At 71.4% G+C, this 19,853-nt stretch carries 14 protein-coding genes; 5 read left to right on the top strand and 9 right to left on the bottom strand.

All coding sequences use genetic code 11. The features are described 5' to 3' along the window. The first annotated feature begins 30 nt into the window (after positions 1-30). Entirely contained in the window at positions 31-354 is a 324-nt protein-coding gene (locus tag J2S22_RS11620; RefSeq protein ID WP_272777740.1) for a hypothetical protein, read from the top strand. Between the two features lie 80 nt (positions 355-434). On the opposite strand, the gene J2S22_RS11615 is transcribed toward J2S22_RS11620, so the two are convergent. The 9 genes from J2S22_RS11615 to J2S22_RS11575 all read right to left on the bottom strand — a co-directional run bounded on the left by J2S22_RS11615 (position 435) and on the right by J2S22_RS11575 (position 15,202). Next, the gene (locus J2S22_RS11615) at positions 435-821 is read right to left on the bottom strand and encodes a DUF5615 family PIN-like protein (RefSeq protein ID WP_272777741.1); all 387 of its coding nucleotides are present in this window, start codon (positions 819-821) and stop codon (positions 435-437) included. Next, positions 809-1,042, bottom strand: a complete 234-nt coding sequence (locus J2S22_RS11610) for a DUF433 domain-containing protein (protein ID WP_272777742.1) — start codon at positions 1,040-1,042, stop codon at positions 809-811. Before J2S22_RS11610 ends, J2S22_RS11615 begins: the two co-directional genes overlap by 13 nt. Before the next feature lie 94 nt (positions 1,043-1,136). Continuing rightward, on the bottom strand, positions 1,137-2,825 hold the full coding sequence (locus J2S22_RS11605; RefSeq protein WP_272777743.1) for a peptide chain release factor 3: 1,689 nt from the start codon (positions 2,823-2,825) through the stop codon (positions 1,137-1,139). A 296-nt stretch (positions 2,826-3,121) separates the two neighbouring features. After that, the gene (locus J2S22_RS11600; protein ID WP_272777744.1) at positions 3,122-3,655 is read right to left on the bottom strand and encodes an invasion associated locus B family protein; all 534 of its coding nucleotides are present in this window, start codon (positions 3,653-3,655) and stop codon (positions 3,122-3,124) included. 26 nt (positions 3,656-3,681) lie between these two features. Then, positions 3,682-5,442: a ShlB/FhaC/HecB family hemolysin secretion/activation protein gene (locus J2S22_RS11595; RefSeq protein ID WP_272777745.1), complete on the bottom strand. Its 1,761-nt coding sequence runs from the start codon at positions 5,440-5,442 to the stop codon at positions 3,682-3,684. Positions 5,443-5,720: 278 nt separating this feature from the next. After that, positions 5,721-10,553, bottom strand: a complete 4,833-nt coding sequence (locus J2S22_RS11590) for a S8 family serine peptidase (protein WP_272777746.1) — start codon at positions 10,551-10,553, stop codon at positions 5,721-5,723. A 238-nt stretch (positions 10,554-10,791) separates the two neighbouring features. Next, on the bottom strand, positions 10,792-13,023 hold the full coding sequence (locus J2S22_RS11585) for a tetratricopeptide repeat protein (RefSeq protein ID WP_272777747.1): 2,232 nt from the start codon (positions 13,021-13,023) through the stop codon (positions 10,792-10,794). A 175-nt stretch (positions 13,024-13,198) separates the two neighbouring features. Next, on the bottom strand, positions 13,199-14,095 hold the full coding sequence (locus tag J2S22_RS11580) for a polyphosphate kinase 2 family protein (RefSeq protein WP_272777748.1): 897 nt from the start codon (positions 14,093-14,095) through the stop codon (positions 13,199-13,201). Positions 14,096-14,224: 129 nt separating this feature from the next. Then, positions 14,225-15,202: a GDP-mannose 4,6-dehydratase gene (locus J2S22_RS11575; RefSeq protein ID WP_272777749.1), complete on the bottom strand. Its 978-nt coding sequence runs from the start codon at positions 15,200-15,202 to the stop codon at positions 14,225-14,227. A 455-nt stretch (positions 15,203-15,657) separates the two neighbouring features. On the opposite strand from J2S22_RS11575, the gene J2S22_RS11570 reads away from it, so the two are divergent. From J2S22_RS11570 to rplL, 4 genes are all read left to right on the top strand, one after another. After that, a complete protein-coding gene (locus J2S22_RS11570; protein WP_272777750.1) occupies positions 15,658-16,380 on the top strand; it encodes a response regulator in 723 nt (240 codons plus the stop codon). Then, positions 16,377-17,864 carry an ATP-binding protein gene (locus tag J2S22_RS11565; protein WP_272777751.1) on the top strand — a complete coding sequence of 496 codons (1,488 nt, stop codon included), beginning with the start codon at positions 16,377-16,379 and terminating at the stop codon, positions 17,862-17,864. Before J2S22_RS11570 ends, J2S22_RS11565 begins: the two co-directional genes overlap by 4 nt. Positions 17,865-18,813: 949 nt before the next feature. Continuing rightward, positions 18,814-19,329 (top strand): 50S ribosomal protein L10, encoded by a 516-nt coding sequence (gene rplJ / locus J2S22_RS11560; protein ID WP_272777752.1) that lies wholly within the window; start codon positions 18,814-18,816, stop codon positions 19,327-19,329. A gap of 46 nt (positions 19,330-19,375) precedes the next feature. Continuing rightward, on the top strand, positions 19,376-19,750 hold the full coding sequence (gene rplL, locus J2S22_RS11555; protein ID WP_272777753.1) for a 50S ribosomal protein L7/L12: 375 nt from the start codon (positions 19,376-19,378) through the stop codon (positions 19,748-19,750). Positions 19,751-19,853 lie beyond the last annotated feature (103 nt).

Genomic DNA, 19,853 nt, shown 5'->3' with positions numbered 1-19,853 from the left:
CATGCATGCCGTGACAGAAGGCACATTGCGATGACCATCAATGTCTCGCTCGAGGCTCTGATCGAGCTGTGCAGGCTGACCGACCGGCGGCCGCTCCTCGCCCGGGCGATCGCCAACACCGAGCCGCCGGGAGACGTTTTGCTCAATTATTCCGTTGTTTACGCCCTGTGGCCCGATCCGGGCGAGCCGGGCGGCCATGGGCTGATGATGGTCGAAGGCTTCGACCGCTACGTGCCGGGCGCCATGGAGGACGTCGGGGTCTTCCTGTGCCGCGACCGCGCCGAGGCCGCCGCCTGGTTCGATCTCGCACATCCCGCAAAAACTGAGAGTAAGGTCCAGGCGATTGCCGCATAAACCTCGTCGCGGCGCGCACAGGTGTCGTGAAAGGGTTTCACGAAAGGGCTGCGGGGCGGGCCGGCTGCTTGTCCGCACCGTCAGCCGTCGTCCGCGATGCGAGTGATCGGGAGAGGACGGACGCGAACGCGGGACTGCTCGATCACAGCCACACAGCCCCGGCGGAGGTCGGCGTCGAGCCCCGACAGATTTGCGGGCAGCAGAGCGGCCTGACGTTCGGCTCGACGGTCGGTGCCCCTTCGGAACAAGATCACCGACGGCAGCGCATGGGGATACGAGGCCAGGAGCGTTCCGAAATCCGTGTCGGCCGATATCAGGATGCGGTCTTGCCTCGCAGCCTCCGCCAAGACCCGCTCGTCGCTCGCCGCCTGCAGCCCGATATCGCGAACATGGACGGCGTCGTGCCCGGCCGCCCGAAGATGCGCGACCAGCGCCGGAGACGGTGCATTGTCGATCAGGAATCGCACGCGGGGACGAGCGGCAGCTCCCGCTCCCGCAGCGCCTCGGCGGCGAACCGGAGCGCTGCGGCGATGTCATCCGGCTCGAGGTCGGGGAGGGCGTCGAGGACTTCGGCCCAGGTCATTCCGTCGGCCAGCATTCCGACCACCGTGGCAGCCGGGATGCGCAGCCCGCGAATGCACGGAACGCCGCCCATCTGGGCCGGATCGATCGTGATGCGTGTCGTCATGACGGTCTCGTCGGGCACTGCGTAGTGTCGCGCCTTCACGGCCATGGCGCAACGATGTCGTCGGACCGTGGCCCCGGAGACGGTGACGGCGCCGTCACGCCCCCTTCTGGGTCTCCTTCACGTCCGTGAAGGCGATGCCGGGGGCGCGGTCGCGGGTGTAGCCGAGATAGAACTCGTTGCGGGCGAGATAGACGAGGTCGCCGTCCAGGTCCTCGGCGATGCCGGAGCGGTTCGCCGCCACGAAGGTGTCCAGCGCCGCCTTGTCGTCGGACGCGATCCAGCGGGCGAGCTGGAACTCGGCCGGCTCGAACTCCACCGGCAGGCCGTACTCGGCGGCGAGCCGCGCCTTCAGCACGTCGAGCTGCAGCGGGCCGACGACGCCGACCAGGGCCGGCGAGCCGTCGGTCGGGCGAAACACCTGGACGACGCCTTCCTCGGCGAGCTCCTGCAGGGCCTGCTTGAGCTTCTTGGCCTTCATGGCGTCGGACAGGCGCACGCGCCGCAGGATCTCGGGCGCGAAGCTCGGCACGCCGACGAAGGTGATGTCGCGGCCCTCGGTCAGCGTGTCGCCGATGCGCAGCGTGCCGTGGTTGGGGATGCCGACCACGTCGCCGGCGAACGCCTCGTCGGCGAGCGAGCGGTCCTGGGCGAAGAAGAAGTGCGGCGTCGACAGCGTCACCGGCTTGCCGGTGCGCACCAGCTTCGCCTTCATGCCGCGCACCAGCTTGCCGGAGCACAGCCGGGCGAAGGCGATGCGGTCGCGGTGGTTCGGATCCATGTTCGCCTGGATCTTGAACACGAAGGCCGACATGCGCGGATCGGCGGCGTCGATCGGCCCGGCGTCGGAGTTCTGCGCCCGCGGCGGCGGCGCGAAGCGGTGCAGGCCGTCGAGCAGGTCGCGCACGCCGAAATTCTTCAGCGCGCTGCCGAAATAGACCGGGGTGAGATGCCCCTCCAGGAACGAGCCGAGGTCGAAGCGCGGGCAGGCCTCGGTGACCAGCTCCATCTCGGCCGCGATCGCGTCGGCGTCGAGGGTCGCGTTCAGCGCGGCGATCTCGCTCATCTCCATCGCGACGGGGGGGCCGGAATCGTCCTTGGCGTCGAGGAGCCGCACGCCGCCGCGCTCGATGTCGAAGGTGCCGACGAAGTCGCGGCCGCGGCCGATCGGCCAGGTCATCGGCGTGGTGTCGAGCGCCAGCGTCTTCTCGATCTCGTCGAGGATCTCGAAGGGATCGCGGCTCTCGCGGTCCATCTTGTTGATGAAGGTGACGATCGGGATGTCGCGCAGCCGGCACACCTCGAACAGCTTGCGGGTGCGCGCCTCGATGCCCTTGGCCGCGTCGATCACCATCACGGCGGAATCGACGGCCGTGAGGGTCCGGTAGGTGTCCTCGGAAAAGTCCTCGTGGCCGGGCGTGTCGAGCAGGTTGAACACCCGGTCGCGGTAGTCGAACGTCATCACCGAGGTGACCACCGAGATGCCGCGCTCGCGCTCGATCGACATCCAGTCCGAGCGGGTGTCGCGCCGGTTCTTCTTGGCCTTGACCTCGCCGGCCAGGTTGATGGCGCCGCCGAACAGCAGGAGCTTCTCGGTCAGCGTCGTCTTGCCGGCGTCCGGGTGGGAGATGATGGCGAAGGTCCGCCGGCGCTCGACCTCGCTCGCCAGCGGCGAGGAGGCCGCCGGCGACGCGGCGGCGGCCGCGCCGTCGGGCGCGGGCAGGGCGGACGAATCGGCGGCGGGCTCGGCGAGGGCCGGGTCCAGATCACGGAGCGGCTGGGTCATGCCGCGGATGTGGCAGGGAATTGATGCAGGGGCAAGGGGGAGGGGCGGTCCCGTGTTCCGCGCGCGGGGTGCGATGATCGGTCGGCTCGGCTCTTCCCTCTCCCCTCGCGGGTCGCGCGCTTGCGCGACAAGAGGGTGGCTCGCCGCGCAGCGGCGAGACGGGTGAGGGGGGCCTCCACAAGCTCTGAGCTCGTGGCGCGCCCCCTCACCCGCCCTCGCTTTGCGAGGGCACCCTCTCCCGCGAGGGGAGAGGGACGAAGAGCCGTGCCCTCGGCCCGCCGGTGCCGGGATCCCTCCTACTGCTTCGCCAGGGCCTCGAGCGCCTGGGAGAAGCCCTTGAGCGAGATCGCGATTCCGACGTCGCGCTGGATCGCGTCCTTGTATTCGAGGCGGATCGGCTCGGCGCGCGCGCGCAGGCGGCGCAGCACGTCGTCCGGGAGGTCGGCGTCGGCGAAGCAGCCGCCCGGCAGGCAGCGCCGGAAGCCGAGCGTCACCGGCGGCTGCTTGTCGTCGAGCACCAGCCGCGGCGCGGCGGCGAGCCAGACATTGACCGGCAGCTGGACGACCAGCTTGAGCGGGGCGGTCTTGGCGGCGCGGCCGATCGCCACCTGCGACACCGGCCCGGGCTGGCCCTGCGGCTGCTGCGCCTGGAACACCTCGCAGGTCTTCTGCTGCGATCCCGCCGGGGTCTCGCAGCGGACCGTCCAGTCCTCGTAGGTGGCGGTGGTGCGGCTCGGCGTCTGGGCGAGCGCCGGGACCGCGGCGGCAGCGAGCAGCACGGCGGCGAGGCGGGACAGGGCAGGCAGGGCAAGGGACATGGCAGGGGGCATGGGCGGTCCGATCGGAGGTCGGGACGTCAGTAGGTGGCGGTCACGCGCGCATGGATGCGCCACGAGCCGGCCGGCGTGTGCGGGCCGTCGGTGAGGGCGTATCCGGCGGCGAGATTGGCCCGGAACGGGCCGATCTGCTCGTCGAGGCCGGCGCCGACCGAGGCGAGCGTCGTGTCGATGCCGTAGAAGATGTCGCGGCCCCAGCCGACGTCGGAGAACAGGTAGGGCACCAGCCTGTCGTTCAGCCACGGCAGCTTCAGCGCCTCGCCGAAGCTGTAGCCGGGCAGGTAGAGCGTGTTGCGCGAGATCACGGCCTGGTCGACGGTGCGATCCTCGGTCATGTAGCCGCGCACCGTGAAGGCGCCGCCGAGCGAGATGCGCTCGGTGTCGGGCAGCGGCTCGCCCGAGATCAGGCCGAACAGCTCGTTGGTGAGGACGAAGTCCCTGGGCAGCGGCGTCGTGTGGACGTAGGCGACGGTCGCGTAGGCGTAGTGGATGTCGTCCACCCGGCCGTTGGAATAGAGGCTCCAGGCCCGCGAGGTGTTGTCGGGCAGCATGTGGCCCGGATTGACCTTCACCCGCACGTCGAGGTCGTTGACGCCCACCGGATCGCGGAACCGGCCGGCCCAGCCGCCGACCATCTGGAACACGTCGACGCCGAAATCGGCCACCGGCACGCCGACGAAGAACAGCTCGCGGGTCTGGTGCTTGGTATCGACGCCGAGCAGCAGGTCGCCGAACGCCCAGGGCAGCACGTTCTGCACGGCGCTGCGGTGCAGCGCCGAGAACTCGGTCGTCCGGGTGCGGTAGCGCAGATAGAGGTTCGGCTGCTCGTTGGTCTGGATATAGTTGCCGATCAGCTCGAGGCTGGCCCGCGCCCAGAGCGGCACGATCACCCGGCCGGCGTGGCTCTGGTACTTGGCGAGGTCGGAGTCGTTGATCGGGTGACCGTCGTCGATCCACCAGTCGCGGCTGCCGGTGGCCTGGTAGGAGGCGAGGACCTCGCCCGGCAGCGCGGCGCTCACCCCGGCGAACCAGCGGTCGCGGCTGGTCAGCAGCGTGCCGGTGTTGGCGTAGCCGACATAGGCCTGCCAGGGCCGCGGCTGCTCGGTGGTGCGCAGCGTCAGGTCCGCCTCGGCGAGGTCGCGGCCCGGGCCGAACACCGCCTCGACGCGGCGGAACGGGTTGCGGTTGAGCCAGTCGAGGTCGGTCTCCAGCTGGCGGCTGTCGATCGGGGCGCCCGGCGTCACCCGCACCCGGGTGCGCACATGGTCCGTGCCGGCCCGCTCCGCCCCGGTCACCGAGACGCGGCCGGTCTTGTACTCGATCACCCGCACCTGCAGGGCGCCGCCGGTGATCTCCTGCGGCGGGATGGTCACCGAGACGAAGGCGCGGCCGGCATCCTTGTAGACACCCGAGATGGCGGCCTGCACCTCGGCGATCAGCTTGCGGCTGATCGGCCGGCCGAGGAACGCCGCGAGGCGGGTGCGCAGGGCGGCCGGGTCGACCGCCGGGATGCGCTCGACGTCGACCCCGGTGCGGCGCGGGGCCGCGAGCGGCGTGTCCTTGGCGCCGAGCAGCACGATGCCCGAGAGGGTGGCGCCGAGCGGGGTGTCGTCCTCGCCCTTCAGGAGGTCGGGCGTGATGAAGCCGATCGACGGGGTCCGCTGCGGCGGGGCCGGGGGCAGGTTGCGCTCGACATACTGGGCGGCGGCCGGCCCGGCGGCGAGGAGGCCGGCGAGCAGGGCAGCGAGCGTGGCCGGCGCATGGCCGGGCCGGACGCGCACCGAGGTCCGCCGCCGGGTCTCGGCCCGCGACGGATCGTGCGCCGGCGGTCCGCCGGCTCGCGCTCCTGTCCCCTCACACATTCACGCCTGCCCCTGCACCCCGAACGCTGTAAAACGCCTTCTGTCAGTCGCGGCCGGGACTTGCCCCCGGCTCTTCGAGTCTTCTCGCAGCCTGCCGCCGCGTCGCCGCGGCGGTCTCGAAACGCCCCGCCGCGTCACCGCAGCGGTCCCAAACACCCCGCTGCGTCACCGCAGCGGATTCGACACAGGCCGCTGCGTCACCGCAGCGGCATGGCCGGCATCACGCCCGGCCGGATCGGCGCCGGCGCCGCGGTCGCCGGCATGATGCCGCCGAGCGAGCGGACCGGATCGACCAGCCCGGCGCCGACCTGCACGTCGCGGCCCGGCCCGAGCGGCTTGGCCGTGCGGGTCAGCAGGCTGCGCACGTCCGCCGGCGTCAGGCTCGGCCGCGCCTCGATCAGCAGGGCGGCGATGCCGCTCACATGGGCGGCCGCCACCGAGGTGCCGGTGGTCAGCTGGTAGCCGCCGCCCGGCGAGGGCACCAGCACGTCGACGCCGGGCGCCGCCACGGCGATGTGCTTGCCGCGGTTCGCCTGGGCGAACGGCTTGTCGTCGGTGTCGGTGGCCGAGACGGCGATCACGTTGGGGTCGGCCGCCGGGTAGAGGGGCGGCGACTTCGGCCCCGCATTGCCGGCGGCGGCGATCAGCACGATGCCCTTCCTGGCCGCCGCCTCGAGCAGGCGCTCGGTCATCAGGTCGCGCGGCCCGGCGAAGCTCATGTTGATGATCCGCGGGTTCCTGGCGATCGCCCAGTCCAGGCCCTTGAGCACCTGGGTGGTGGTCGCCTCGGCGCTCTTGTCGGTCTCCGAGAAGGCCCGGACGGCGAGCAGCCGCACGCCTGGCGCGACGCCGAGCAGGCGGTAGCGCGACGCGATGGCGCCGGCCATGCCGGTGCCGTGGGTGTGGGGGCGGCTCGGGCTGCCGGTGGCGTCGAAGCGCTCCGCTGCGACCCCCTGCAGGTCGGGATGGCGCAGGTCGATCTCGGAATCGATCACCGCGACCGTGACGTTGGCGCCGCGCACCCGCTTGTGGAGGTCGCCGAGATGGAGCTTCTGGATGACGTACTGGGCCGGATCGCCGGTCGGCAGCGTGGTGCGGGCGGCGAGGTCGCTGGCGAGATCGCTGGTGCCGGAGGCGGCCGGCTCAGGTCCACCCGCCGCAGGAGCATCGCCGCCGGACGCGGCACCCGCGTCCGGAGCGGGCGCAGGGGCGGGCTGCGCCCCCTGGGCGAGGCCGTAGACGTAGTTCGGCTGCGCCGAGGAGACGATGCGGTTCTGCTCCAGCCGGCGGATCAGGGCACGGATGTCCTGGCCCGGCTTTAGCCGGAACCGGTAGAGGGTGCGCCCGGTCAGCCCGATGGTCTCGGCCGCGACGATCTCGACGCCGAGCTCCTTGGCGATCGCGTCCACCTGCTCGCGCGTCACGCTGGCCGGGATCTGCAGCACGATCTCGTTGGGGACGAAGCGGGTCTCGTTCAGCGGCGGCACGCCGCTGAAGCGCTGCTCGCTCAGCGACCGGTCGAGCCCCGGGCCGGGCGGCGGGCCGGCGCCCGGATTGCCGCCCTGTCCGCCACCGCCCTGACCACCCCCTTGGCCGCCGCCGTTGCCGCCGCTCTCGGTCACGGCCGGGGGCGGGGTGACGTTGCTCTGGTCGGTGCTCGGCGGCCCGAAGCCGGTGTTGCCCGGCGTCAGCGAGACCTGGTTCACCAGCTGGCCCGGATCGTAGATCGCCGGATCGGAGGGAACGTAGGGCGGCGGCCCGAACAGGTACGGATAGCTCTGCCCGGGGACCGTCTGCCACACGTCGGGATCGAAGCCCGCCGGCAGCCCCTGGGTGAGCTGCGCCGTGGTGAGCCCGACGCCGGCCGCGCTGGTGCTCTGCCCGCTGGTCTGGGTGTTCCAGTAGGAGCTTTCGACCTGACCGGTGACGAGCTCGCTCGGTCCGTCGCCGGTCACCTCGGCGCTGTTGACGCCGATCAGGCCGCCGGCGATGCCGCCTGCCCCGGTCGTCACCCGGCCGGTCGAGTACGTCTGCTCGACGTACCCCGCATTGGTCCCCACCAGGCCGCCGGCGATCGCCGTGCCGGTGCCGGTGACGGCGCCGGTCGCGTAGGACTGCAGAATCGTGCCGCCGCCGTCGTAGTAGCTCGGCAGGTTGGTGCCGACGAGGCCGCCGATCGAGGTGCCGCTGTCGCCGAAGACGGCGCCGGTCGCGTAGGACTCAATGATGCTGCCGGAGTCGTTGAGGCCCACGAGCCCGCCGGCGGTGCCGTACTCGCCGGTGGTCGAGACCGCGCCGGTCGCCGAGACCCGGTAGAGCGAGCCTTCGTTCTCGCCGACCGCGCCGCCGACGGCACTGCCGGCGCCGCCCGCCACGGTGCCGGTCGCGATCGCATAGCCGAGGAGGCCGTCGTTTCTGCCGATCAGGCCGCCGACGCGCGAGTCCGGGCCTGCCGTGACGTTGCCGAACGCCCCGCTTCCCACGATGGTGCCGCCACCCTCGTAGGGGCCGGTCGTGTAGGCATAGGAGTTGTAGCCGGCGAGGCCGCCGGTCGACGAGTATTCAGCGCCCGTCACTGCGCCATAGGCGCGGGAGTCGTAGATCGAGGCGTAGTTGTAGCCGACCAGGCCGCCGTAATTGCCGCTCCAGGCGTCCGGGCCTGCCGTGATGGTGCCGCGCGCCTCCGACGAGGCGATCGTGCCCTCGTTGCGACCGACGAGGCCGCCGACATTGGTGTTCCAGCCGTTGCTCGTGATCGCCGTGTCTGCGCTCGACAGGACGATCCAGCCGTAATTCTCGCCGACCAGGCCGCCGACGCTGGCGTAGTAGGCGGATTCGCCGACCGTGACCGTTCCCTGGACGTGCACGTTGTAGACCGTGCCGCTGTTGGTCGCTGCCAGGATGCCGGCCGCGTAGTCGTCCGTCGTGATCTGCGCGCCGGCGAGCTTCAGGTTCTGGACCAGGCCGAGGAGGCCGATCTCCGAGAACAGGCCCATGCTCGTCGTGCCGACGCCCAGGTTGGAGATCGTGTGGGTGATCCGGTTGCCGTTCGCGGCCGTGAGTCCGCCCCACCCGTCGAGCGTTCCCTCGAACTTGCCCGCGATGCCGGCGAAGCCGGTGGCGTCGATGTCGCGGCCGAGCGCGTAGGTGCCGGCGAGCGAGTCCACGCTGTCGTCGATCCGCGCCAGATCGGCGGCGCTGTTCACCAGCATGTAGCTGGTCAGCTGCGGCACCTGCAGCGTCGGGTTCGTCACAACGTTCGACGAGAAGTCGGTCGGGTTGCTGTAGTCGGTGGTGCTGTAATAGATCGAGACGAGGCCGGTGCTGCCGGAGAAGTCGATCACGGCGGGCAGCTGGATGGCGTTCGGGGTCTGTGTGTCGGGCGGGACGAACGTCACCGTCCCGGTCCCCGTGCCGGTATTGTCCGCGCGCAGCACGAGGCTGCCGCCGCCCGAGTTCGAGATCACCACGCTCGGCTCGAACACGATGTGGCGATAGGCGCTGAGCGTCAGCGTCGCATTGCTGCTCCAGGCGAGGGTCACGCCTTCCTTGACGACGATGTCGCCGTCGCCGGTGCCCGCCGTGGTCTCCTGGACGACGTTGGTGCCGGCGTTCAGGCTCGCGACGATCGTGTTGGCGACGCTCTGGGTGATGTCGAGGTGGTCCGGATCCAGCAGCCAGGTGCCGCCCTGGCCGGCATCGATCGACGCGCCCTCGATCAGCAGGGTCTTGCCCGAGGTCTCGACGAAGCCGCCGCCGGCCGTGCCGGTGGCCGAGAGCGTGCCGGCGACCGTGGTCGTGCCCTCCGACCACACGACGATGTTGCCGCCCTTGCCGGCGCTGCCGTCGGCCCGGATCGTCGCCCCGGCCTCGACCGTCACCTGGTCGGCGTTGCGCACCGGCTTGTCGAAATATTTCGTCGTGCCGGTGCCGCCGGCGCGGTCGCCGCCGACCAGCACGGTGCCGCCCGCCGTGCCCGAGGCGTCGAGCAGGGCGCCGCTGGCGAGCGTCACGGTGCCGCCCGTCACCACGATGCGGCCGCCGGCGCCGGTGGTGCCGGAGGCGTCGAGCGCCGCCGCGATCGTCACGGCGTCGGCCTCGATCAGGATGTCGCCGCCCGACGTGGTGCTGGTGGTCGTCGTCTTGCCGCGGACCGTGGTGGTCTTCGTCGTGGTGCGACGCGCCTCCATGCGCTGCGTCGCCGTCACCGAGCCGCCCTCGGCGGTGAGGAAGATGCGGCCGCCCTTGCTGGCGATGCCGGTCGCCTTGATCACCCCGTCGGTGTTGCCGGCGAGCGCGTAGACGCTGCCGCCGTTGGCGCGCAGCTCGACGTCGGCCGCCTTGATGGTGCCGCGGTTGACCACCTTGCCGTCGCCGCCCGGCAGCTTGACCTGAACCTTGCCGTTGCCGAGCGCGCCGTCGCTCAGCACCACCTCGCGGCCCGAGGCCATCGCGGCGGTGCCCTGCGGCGCCTCGATGGTGCCGTCGTTCTGCACCGTGCGGGCGATCAGCACGACGTCGCCGGTCGACGAGCCGATGCGGCCGAGATTGACCACCGCCGCCGTCGAGGCGCCGTCGAACGTCATCGTGCCGCGGGCCAGGAACTCCTGGTCCTTCACGTCGAGCGTCGAGGCGACGAAGCTGCCGCCGGTCTGGATCACCCCGCTCGCGCCGACCGCGATGCCGGCCTGGTTGACCAGGAAGACACTGCCGGTCGCCGACAGGAGCCCGTTGATGGTCGAGGGCACGTTGCCGGTGACGCGGTTGAGGGTGGCGCCGCTGCCGTTGTTGAAGCTCACCGAATTGCCGGCGCCGATCGAGAAGGTCGACCAGTTGATGATGCCGGTCTGGCTCGACTGGTCGATGATCAGGCTGGACCCGTTCGGCTGGGTGATGCCGATCGTCCCGCTCGTCACCGTGCCGCCGGTCGGCAGCGACTGGCCGAGGGCGGCCACCGGCAGCCACGCGGCTACGGCCGCGGCCGCGGCCAGCGCGAGGAGCGGAGCAGAGCGGGCGGTCCGTCGGGTCATCCGGTCATCCTGACAGCGGTCTGTTCGGCGGCGGAGACGCCCGCCCAGCTCCGGGACGCCATCCGGGCCGGGAAAGTAGCAGACAGGAATTCGGCCGAACAAGGAATGTGGCGCGGAAACATTGAGCAACATCGACATTTCGCCCGCGCCGTGGCGGAATTGCCGCAACGTTGCTGCATTGCAACAGCGGGTCGGTCAAGCGCTCGGCCGACCCGCTGGGACGATCCGGAAAGCGCCCTCAACGGGCCAGCACCACGTCGCCGATCAGGGAGGAATGGTCCCACGGGAGCTGGCGCTGGCGGGTCGCGGACCACACGTCGGCCCGCACCCGCTTCATCACGGCACCGATCTCCAGTCCGGGCGTGCCGATGTGCTTGAGCAGGGCGGTGGTGAACGGGCTGTTGCGGCCCTCGCCGTCCAGGGCGACGTTCTTCGGCTGGGTGGCGTAGACGATCATGGTGCCGACCGCGCTCTGGATCGCGGCGAGCCCCGAGCCGACCGCGGTCGAGCGGGTGCCGAGCGAGGCGGCGAGCGAGCGGGCCAGCGGGTTGTCGCGGCAGGCGTCGAGGAACACCAGGTTGACGCGGCGGTCGCTCTCCATCTGGGCCAGCACGTCGTCCACCGTGATGGTGTCGAGGGCGAGGTCGCCGGGGCGCTCCAGCTTGGCGTCGACCGGCACCAGGTAGTTCTTGTCGGCGACCTGCAGGCCGTGTCCCGCATAGAAGAACAGGGCGAGGTCGGCGCGGTCGAGCTTCTTGCCGAACTCGCGGATCCGCCCCTCCATGCCGTACTTGTCGAGGTCGACGCCTTCGACCACGTCGAAGCCGAGGCCGCGCAGCGAGCGGGCGACGTCGCGGGCGTCGTTGCCCGGATTGGGCAGCGGCGTGGCGTGGCGGTAGGCGCCGTTGCCGATCACCAGGGCGACGCGGCTGCCGCGGCCCGCGGGCGGCTCGGCGGCGGCGGGCGGCGGCGGGGGTGGCGCCACCACGGCCGCGGCGGCCGGAGGCGACGGGGTCGCGGCAGGGAGCGCAGCCGGCGGCGTAGCCGGCCGGGCGGTCTGGCTCGGGGCAGGGGTCGCCGGGCCCCCGGCCTCGATGGCGGCGAGGTGCTGTCGGGCGGTCTGCAGGGCCGCCGGGCCGCTCAGATAGGTGCGGGCCGGCGCCGCGAGCGCCGCCCTGAAGTCGTCGCGGGCGCGCGAGACGTCGCCGCGCGCCTCGAAGGCGAGGCCGCGGCTCACCAGCGCCGGCATCAGCACGGGATCGAGGCGCAGCGCCTCGCCGAGATCGACCAGCGCGCGGTCGAGATCGCCCTTCAGCCGCCACGCCTCGCCGCGATTGCCGTGAACGGCCGCGTCGCGCGGCGCCAGCCGGATCGACTCGTCGAAATCCGCGATGGCGCGGTCGAGGTCGCCGCGCTGGCGCAGCGCGTAGCCGCGCGAGTTGTAGCTTCCGGCGTCGCGCGGCGCGAGCCGGATCGCCTCGTCGAGGTCGGCGACGGCACGGTCCCAGTCGCTGCGGGAGACGTGCACGCGGGCGCGGTTCTGCCACGCCGCCGTGTAGCGCGGATCGAGGCGGATCGCCTCGTCGTAGTCGCGCAGCGCGCGGTCCGGATCGTTGCGGCTGCGGTAGGCGTTGCCGCGATAGCTGAAGGTGCTGGCGCGCGGCTCGTGGCGGATCGCCTCGTCGTAGTCGGCGATGGCGCGGTCCCAGTCCGACTTGTTGTAGTAGGTGTGGCCGCGGTTGATCAGCGCCGTGACGTAGTTCGGCTGCAGCCGCAGCGCCTCGCCGAGGTCGCGCAGCGCCCTGTCGTAGTCGTTCTTGTTGCGGTACGCGTTGCCGCGATTGTTGAAGTAGACGGCGTTCTTCGGCGACAGCCGGATCGCCTCGTCGTAGTCGGCGATGGCGCGGTCCCAGTTGCGCTGGTCGAAGAACACGTTGCCGCGGGCGTTGAAGTAGTCGCCGCCGCCGGGCTTGAGGCGGATCGCCTCGTCGTAGTCGCGCAGCGCCTTGTCGTGCTCGCCCTTCTTGCGCCAGGCGTTGGCCCGGTTGCCATAGGCGATGGCGTTCTTCGGATCGAGACGCAGCGCCTCGTCGTAGTCGCGGATCGCCCGGTCCGGATTGCCGGTGGCGTTGAAGGCGAAGCCGCGATTGTTGAACGCGGTCGAGTTGGTCGGGTCGGCCCGCAGCGCCTCGTCGAGATCCTTGATGGCGAGGCTGTGCTGACCCTTCTCGTTGTAGACATAGGCACGGTTGTTGTAGGCGGACGACCGGTCGCGGGCCGACATCCGCTTGCCGTGGCGCTCGATGATGCGGGTGCAGCCGGTGATCCGGTTGTCGAGATCGCCGCTGCGGCAGGCGTTCCATTCCTTCTGGCTCTGCGCCTGCGCGGGCGAGGAGCCGACGAGCCCGGCGGCCGGGACGGCGAGCGCCGCGGCACCGAGGACGGAGAGAATCGCGAGAAGCCGACGCATCGGACGCTCCGGGGAGATCGTGCTGTCGCCGCGGGCCTTTCGACCGCCCGCCCGGGCATGTTCCCGCAACCGGCCGGGCGGTTTCAAGTCCCGGCGGCCTTTGGTGTCGCGACGATCCACTCCGGTTCGATTGTTTTTCCGGTTTCGGCGCCGGCCGCGGCTCGGCCGCCGTGGTTCAGCCGTCGTGGTTCTCCCGGGCCAGCGCGGCCCTGGCCTTGAGGAGGGCGGCGCGCTCGGACTTCGACAGGGTCGGGAAGGCGAGGTCGAGGCTGTCCATCGCCTCGACGACGGCGGCGACGATGACCAGCCGGGCGAACCACTTGTTGTCCGAGGGCACGACGAACCAGGGGGCGTGCTCGGCCGCGGTGGCCCGGATCATGTCCTCGTAGGCCCGCATGTACTCCTTCCAGTGCGCCCGCTCGGCGAGGTCGGCGCCGGAGAACTTCCAGTTCTTCTCCGCCTCGTCGAGGCGCTCGAGGAAGCGGCGCTTCTGCTCCCTCTTGGAGACGTGCAGGAAGAACTTGAGGATCAGGGTGCCGTTGCGGGCGAGATAGCGCTCGTGCGCGGCGATGTCCTCGTAGCGCTCCTCGAAGATCGACTTGGTGACGAGCGACGGCGGCAGCTTCTGGCGGGCCAGCACCGACTCGTGGACGCGGGCGACCAGCACCTCCTCGTAGTAGGAGCGGTTGAAGATGCCGATGCGGCCGCGCTCGGGCAGGTGGAGGGCGCAGCGCCACAGATAGTCGTGGTCGAGCTCCAGCGCCGAGGGCTGCTTGAACGACGTCACCTGGCAGCCCTGCGGGTTGACGCCCGACATGACGTGCTTGATGGCGCCGTCCTTGCCGGCGGCGTCCATGGCCTGGAAGATCAGCAGCACCGACCAGCGGTCCTGGGCGTAGAGCTTCTCCTGCATCTCGGAGAGGCGGGTGACCCCGGCCGCGATGTGGAGCTTGGCCTCCTCCTTCTCGATGTCGAGCCCGCTGGTGTCGTCGGGCGCGATGCTCGACAGCTTGAACTTGCGGCCCTTGGTGATGCGGTAGGGGGCGATCAGCTCGGCGGCCTTCATGGGCATGCCAGGACACTCCGGAGATTGGCGGGCGCGGCCGACGCGGCCGGCGCGCCAGCATAGGCCGACACCGCTTTAGAGGTGGTGACTCTTTCGCGGGCGGGGAATCGGTGCGGCGGCTGCCGCGGGTCGCCGTCAGGCGCCGGCCGGGGCGGGCGGGCGCAGCGCCTCGGCGAGCCGGCCGACCAGCTCCGGCATGCGGGTCGCGGCGACCCAGCCGAGCGTTTCGCGCGCCCGGGCGGGCCGGCCGACCGACACGGCGATGTCGGACGGACGCATATGCTCGGGGGTCGACACGACGTGCCTCTCCCAGTCGAGCCCGAAGGCCGCGAAGGCGGCGGCCGCGAACTCGCGCAGCGTCGCCGCCCGGCCGGTGGCGACCACCAGATCCTCGGGCCGCTCGGCGCGCAGCATCAGCCGCATGGCGTCGACATGCTCGGCCGCCCAGCCCCAGTCGCGGGTGACGTCCAGGTTGCCGAGCCGCAGCGGCCCCGCCGTCTCGCCGGCGGCGATGCGGGCGGCGCCGCGGACGATCTTCTGGGTGACGAAGCGCTCCGGGCGCAGCGGCGATTCGTGGTTGAACAGGATGGCCGTCACCGCGAACAGGCCGTAGCTCTCGCGATAGGTGGCGACGGTCCACTGGGCCGCCGCCTTGGCGACCGCGTAGGGGCTGTGCGGGCGGACCGGCGTCGTCTCGTCGGCGCCCTCCGGCCCGGTCTCGCCGAAGCACTCGCCCGAGCCGGCGTTGCAGAAGCGGATCGGCGCCCCGGTCTCGCGAATGGCATCGAGCAGGCCGACGGTGGCGCCCAGGATGCTGTCGATGGTCTCGCGCGGCGCCGCGAAGGACTGGCCGACCGAGCTCTGGGCCGAGAGATTGTAGACCTCGTCCGGCCGCACGGCGTCGAGGAGGCGCCGCACCGCGGCCGAGTCCTCGGGCCGGCAGCCGTGCACCCGGACCCGGTCGCGGATGCCGAGCCGGCCCAGATTCTCGAACGGGTTCGCCGCGGGATCGCGCGAGGTGCCGTGCACCACGGTGCCCTCGGCGAGCAGGCGCTCGGCGAGCAGGCTGCCGTCCTGGCCGGAGACGCCGACGATCAGCGCGGTGCGGCTCATGCGCCGCGCTCCGTCCGGCGGACAGGCGACCGGACCCGCGCCGCCGGACCGGCGGCGGGGTCGGCTCGGACGGCGGATCGGACCGGGGCGGCGACCATGACTCTGCTCTGTGCGAAGGGTGGCGCCGGGTCTTAACAGACGCCCCGCGTCGCGAACAGCACGGCGACCGGCGATGCCGGTCGGCGACGCCGCTCCGGCGAGACCGGAGCCGGCGCGGGCGGGCGCGGCAGACGCAGGCCTGCTACCGCATCGTGGGAAATGCGCCGGTAGAAATGCAAGTCGAGCCGGTGTATCGGTGCGGCGGAAATGGTCCCTCCGTACGTTCAACGAAGTGTTGAGCAAGCGCTCAAGCTTGTTTCCATGTGTTTCGAGGCGGGTTCAAGAAACACACGGAAACAAAAACACCGCCCGAACCCGGCCGCGTGCTCACGCCGGCCGGTCAGCAAGGACCCGAAATGACCGAATCTCCGCACATTCTGGTGGTCGAGGACGACCAGGAGATCAGCCGGCTCGTGGCCCGCTATCTCCGTGCCAACGAGTGCCGGGTGTCGCTCGCCGGCGACGGCCGCGAGATGGACCGGGTGATGGGAGCGAGCCGGATCGATCTCGTCGTGCTCGACCTGATGCTGCCCGGCGAGGACGGGCTCAGCCTGTGCCGCCGCCTGCGTTCCGGCTCCAACGTCCCGGTGATCATCCTCAGCGCCCGCGGCGAGGAGGTCGACCGCATCGTCGGGCTCGAGATGGGGGCCGACGACTATCTGGCCAAGCCGTTCAACCCGCGCGAGCTGCTGGCGCGGGTGCGGGCCGTCCTGCGGCGCAGCGCCTCGACGCTGCGCGGTCCCGCCGGCCGGCGGCCGCGGGTGCTTACCTTCCTGGGCTGGCGGCTCGACTGCGGCCTCGCCAAGCTGACCAACCCGGACGGTGGCGCCGTCGCCATCACGGGCGGCGAGTTCGATCTCCTGCAGGCGCTGTGCGAGCATCCCGGTCGGGTGCTGTCGCGCGACCAGCTCCTCGACCTCACCCAGGGACGCAGCGCCGGCGCCTTCGAGCGCTCGATCGACGTGCTGATCAGCCGGCTGCGGCGCAAGATCGAGAGCGATCCGCACCACCCCGAGATCATCCGCACCGTCCGGTCCGGCGGCTACGTGTTCACGCCCGAGGTCGCCGTCGCCTCATGAGGTCGCGCCTCGGCCGGCTGTTCCCGCTGCGGATCAGCGCCCAGATCGCCGTGCTGGTGATCGCCTCGCTCCTGGCGATCCACGCGGTGCTGACCGTCTCGTTCTTCCTGGCGGACCGCTACGACCGCCGCGAGCGGGAGGATCTGCCGGCCCAGCTCGCCGCGGTGGTGCGGCTCGCCGAGGTCGACCCGGCGCGGCGGGCCGATCTCGTCGCCGACGCCGCCGCGGCGTTTCCGCGCCTGAAGCCGGTGCTGCATCCGCCCGGCACCGCCACGCCGGCCGTCACGCCGGTCGCCGGGGCACCGCCGCCGCCCGCCGATCATGATCTCGCCCGCGTCCTGCCGCCCGGCACGGCCGTGAGCGTCGTCGCCCCGGCCGGACCGGACCGGCCCGACCGGGTCGCCGTCCGGCTGCGCGACGGGGCGGTGCTGGAGGCCGACGTCGCGCCGCGGCCGCGGCCGCTGCTCGGCGGCCCGCTGATCGTCTCGATCCTGATCCTGGCCAGCCTCACCACGGTGCTGGGCTGGTGGGCGGCGCTCGCGCTGACCCGGCCGCTGCGCGCCTTCGCGACCGCGGCCGAGGCCTTCCGGCCCGACGGGGAGATCATGCTGCTGCCCGAAAGGGGGCCGCATGAGATCCGCATCGCGGCCAGGGCCCTCAATCAGATGCGGGCGCGCGTTAAAGCGATGGTCGAAGAGCGCTCGCGGATGCTGGCGGCGGTCGGCCACGACCTGCGCACGCCGATCACCCGGCTGCGCCTGCGCAGCGAGTTCATCGACGACGACACCCTGCGGGTCCAGGCGCTCGCCGATCTCGACCAGATGCGCGCCATGGTCGAGTCGCTCCTGGTGTTCATGCGGGAGGGGCAGTCGGCCCGCGCCGCGGTGCGGGTCGACCTCACCGCCAGCCTGACCACGGTGTGCGACCAGTTCGCCGACCTCGGTCACGACGTCTCCTATGCGGGGCCCGAGCACGCCGTGGTCATGGGCCATCCGGACGAGCTGCAGCGGGCCGTCACCAACCTGGTCGACAATGCCGTGCGCTATGCGGGCGGCGCGCGGGTGCGGCTCGGGGTCGAGGCGGACCGGGTGGTGATCGACGTCGCCGACGACGGCCCCGGCATCCCGGACTCCGACAAGGCGGCGATGCTGCGGCCCTTCGCCCGTGGCGAGTCCGCCCGCAGCATGGACGGGACGACCGGTTTCGGGCTCGGCCTGTCGATCGCCCAGGTGGTGGCGGGCGCCCATGGCGGGACGCTCGAGCTGCTCGACGTCGTGCCGCACGGCCTCCTGGCCCGGATCGTCCTGCCGGGCACCGCGGTCGTGCCGGTCCGGCCCGCCGGCGGTCCTGACGGCGAGGCCCTGGATGGAGACGCCGCGGACGGGGAGCTCCAGGACGTGGAGGTTCGGGCCGGCGAGGCCGCGGACCGGCCCGGGGAAGCCGCCACCGCGACAGCGGGCGAGCAGGCCGAAACACGGACGTAACAATTCGACCGACTTCGGAAAGACCCCCACAAGAGCGGGCGTGCTAATCCGCTGGACAGACGTTCTCCGAGCTTCCCGTGGCCACGCGCGGGTGCTGCGAGTCCGGCCTCCGCCGCCTGCTCCGGCGGGGGCCGGCTCGTCGCGTTCCGGCCGGACGCGTCCGCGCCCGCTCGTCCGGGTGACGATGGTGCTTCACGTCGATCCGTCGATGCCCGTGCACGAGACCGGCGATAGCGGCGCCCGGAAGCCGGCCCGCGTGCCGCCCCGGGCCGCGGCGGCGGCGTCCGGACGGGGGCGGAGAGCACCCCCGTACTGGCCCTCATGCTTTATACATAAAGGCATGCTATGCAGGGACGGTCGCCGACCCTGTCCGATCGGGGTCGCCCGCGTGCGGGGCGCCGGGTGGTGCCCGCGTGAAGCCAGCCTTTGTCCACCGGAACGTCCCGATTCCGACGGAAGCGGGCGAGGGGGCTTGGCAAACCGCATCCGACTCGTTAAATAGCCCCCACGGGCGTGCCGGCCCTTTGTCGGCGCGCCCTTGCGTGTTCTCGGAAAATCTGGCGGTTCAGGACTCTGTTCCTTTTGGGCATCCGGCGGGATCGATCTGAAGGGACCAGGGGCTCGGTCTGCCAACTCTCCGCGGCACGCGGCCGTTCCGGTGGAACGGTCGGTCCTGTCCGAGACTGCAGGTGCTTCTGCCCGAGCGTCGTCGCAAAGGCAAAAGCTTAATTCCTTCTGCCAAGGGCCTGCACAGACGGGGAAGATCGGTTTCGGGGGAGACCCCGTACGGTTCCGACTCGGGTTTGTCCCGGCGGCGCGTCCGCGCGCTCTCGGGGGACAGGGCAAGAAGCGCCGTCCGGTTCCGGTGTCGCGAGACGCGGGAGCGGGGCGGTCGACGCAACCGGTGGCTCCAGCTCGCTTCGGAGCCGCCAACCAGAGAGAGCAAGACGTGGATCGAGCGGCAAAGAAAGAGCTCGTCACGACGCTGAACGAGGTCTTCAAGGCCTCCAACGTCGTGGTCGTGGCTCACTATGCCGGCCTGAGCGTCGCCCAGATGCAGAACCTGCGCAAGCAGGCCAAGCAGGCTGGCGCGTCCGTGAAGGTCGCCAAGAACCGTCTCGCCAAGATCGCTCTTGACGGCACCGACGCGGCGGTCGTCGCGCCCCTGCTCAAGGGGCCGACCGTGCTCACCTATTCGGGTGATCCGATCGCCGCGCCCAAGGTCGTCTCCGACTTCGCCAAGGCCAACGACAAGTTCGTGATCCTCGGCGGGGCGATGGGGAAGACCGCCCTGAACCCGGACAGCGTGAAGGCGCTCGCCTCGCTGCCGTCCCTCGACGAGTTGCGCGCGAAGATCGTCGGCCTCATCCAGGCCCCGGCGACCAAGGTGGCCCAGCTGGTCAACGCCCCCGCGGGCAAGCTCGCACGGGTGGTTCAGGCCTATGCCGACAAGAGCGAGGCGTGAGGCTCGCTAACCCGAACGTGTCGAAATCGAAAAAGGACTGACTGCAATGGCTGATCTGCAGAAGATCGTTGACGACCTGTCGAGCCTCACCGTGCTCGAGGCGGCCGAGCTCGCCAAGCTGCTCGAGGAGAAGTGGGGCGTGTCCGCCGCCGCCGCCGTGGCCGTCGCGGCCGGGCCGGCCGCCGCCGCCGCCGCTCCGGTCGAGGAGAAGACCGAGTTCAACGTGATCCTGGCCGCCGCCGGCGACAAGAAGATCGAGGTCATCAAGGAGGTGCGCGCGCTCACCGGGCTCGGCCTCAAGGAGGCCAAGGATCTGGTCGAGGGCGCCCCGAAGCCGGTCAAGGAAGGCGTCAACAAGGACGAGGCCGAGAAGATCAAGGCGACCCTCGAGAAGGTGGGCGCCAAGGTCGAACTCAAGTAATCGTGAGCTTTGTCAATCGATTCCGTTCCTATATTGCGGAATCGACGCCGTCCTCCGGGGCGGAAGTGATTGCGCGGTCCGGGCACGCCCGGATCGCCTGACC

The sequence above is a fragment of the Rhodoplanes tepidamans genome (assembly GCF_030813915.1).
In the GTDB taxonomy this organism is placed as follows: domain Bacteria; phylum Pseudomonadota; class Alphaproteobacteria; order Rhizobiales; family Xanthobacteraceae; genus Rhodoplanes; species Rhodoplanes tepidamans.
The sequence above is the reverse complement of the archived record's forward strand: the minus strand, read 5'-3'. Positions and strand labels throughout refer to the sequence as shown.

Bases quoted from the DNA above. Each gene is read 5' to 3' on its own strand.
- J2S22_RS11620 (WP_272777740.1), top strand. From the start codon at position 31: ATGACCATCAATGTCTCGCTCGAGGCTCTGATCGAGCTGTGCAGGCTG.
- J2S22_RS11610 (WP_272777742.1), bottom strand. From the start codon at position 1,042: ATGACGACACGCATCACGATCGATCCGGCCCAGATGGGCGGCGTTCCG.
- J2S22_RS11605 (WP_272777743.1), bottom strand. From the start codon at position 2,825: ATGACCCAGCCGCTCCGTGATCTGGACCCGGCCCTCGCCGAGCCCGCC.
- J2S22_RS11600 (WP_272777744.1), bottom strand. From the start codon at position 3,655: ATGCCCCCTGCCATGTCCCTTGCCCTGCCTGCCCTGTCCCGCCTCGCC.
- J2S22_RS11590 (WP_272777746.1), bottom strand. From the start codon at position 10,553: ATGACCCGACGGACCGCCCGCTCTGCTCCGCTCCTCGCGCTGGCCGCG.
- J2S22_RS11585 (WP_272777747.1), bottom strand. From the start codon at position 13,023: ATGCGTCGGCTTCTCGCGATTCTCTCCGTCCTCGGTGCCGCGGCGCTC.
- J2S22_RS11580 (WP_272777748.1), bottom strand. From the start codon at position 14,095: ATGCCCATGAAGGCCGCCGAGCTGATCGCCCCCTACCGCATCACCAAG.
- J2S22_RS11575 (WP_272777749.1), bottom strand. From the start codon at position 15,202: ATGAGCCGCACCGCGCTGATCGTCGGCGTCTCCGGCCAGGACGGCAGC.
- J2S22_RS11570 (WP_272777750.1), top strand. From the start codon at position 15,658: ATGACCGAATCTCCGCACATTCTGGTGGTCGAGGACGACCAGGAGATC.
- J2S22_RS11565 (WP_272777751.1), top strand. From the start codon at position 16,377: ATGAGGTCGCGCCTCGGCCGGCTGTTCCCGCTGCGGATCAGCGCCCAG.
- rplL (WP_272777753.1), top strand. From the start codon at position 19,376: ATGGCTGATCTGCAGAAGATCGTTGACGACCTGTCGAGCCTCACCGTG.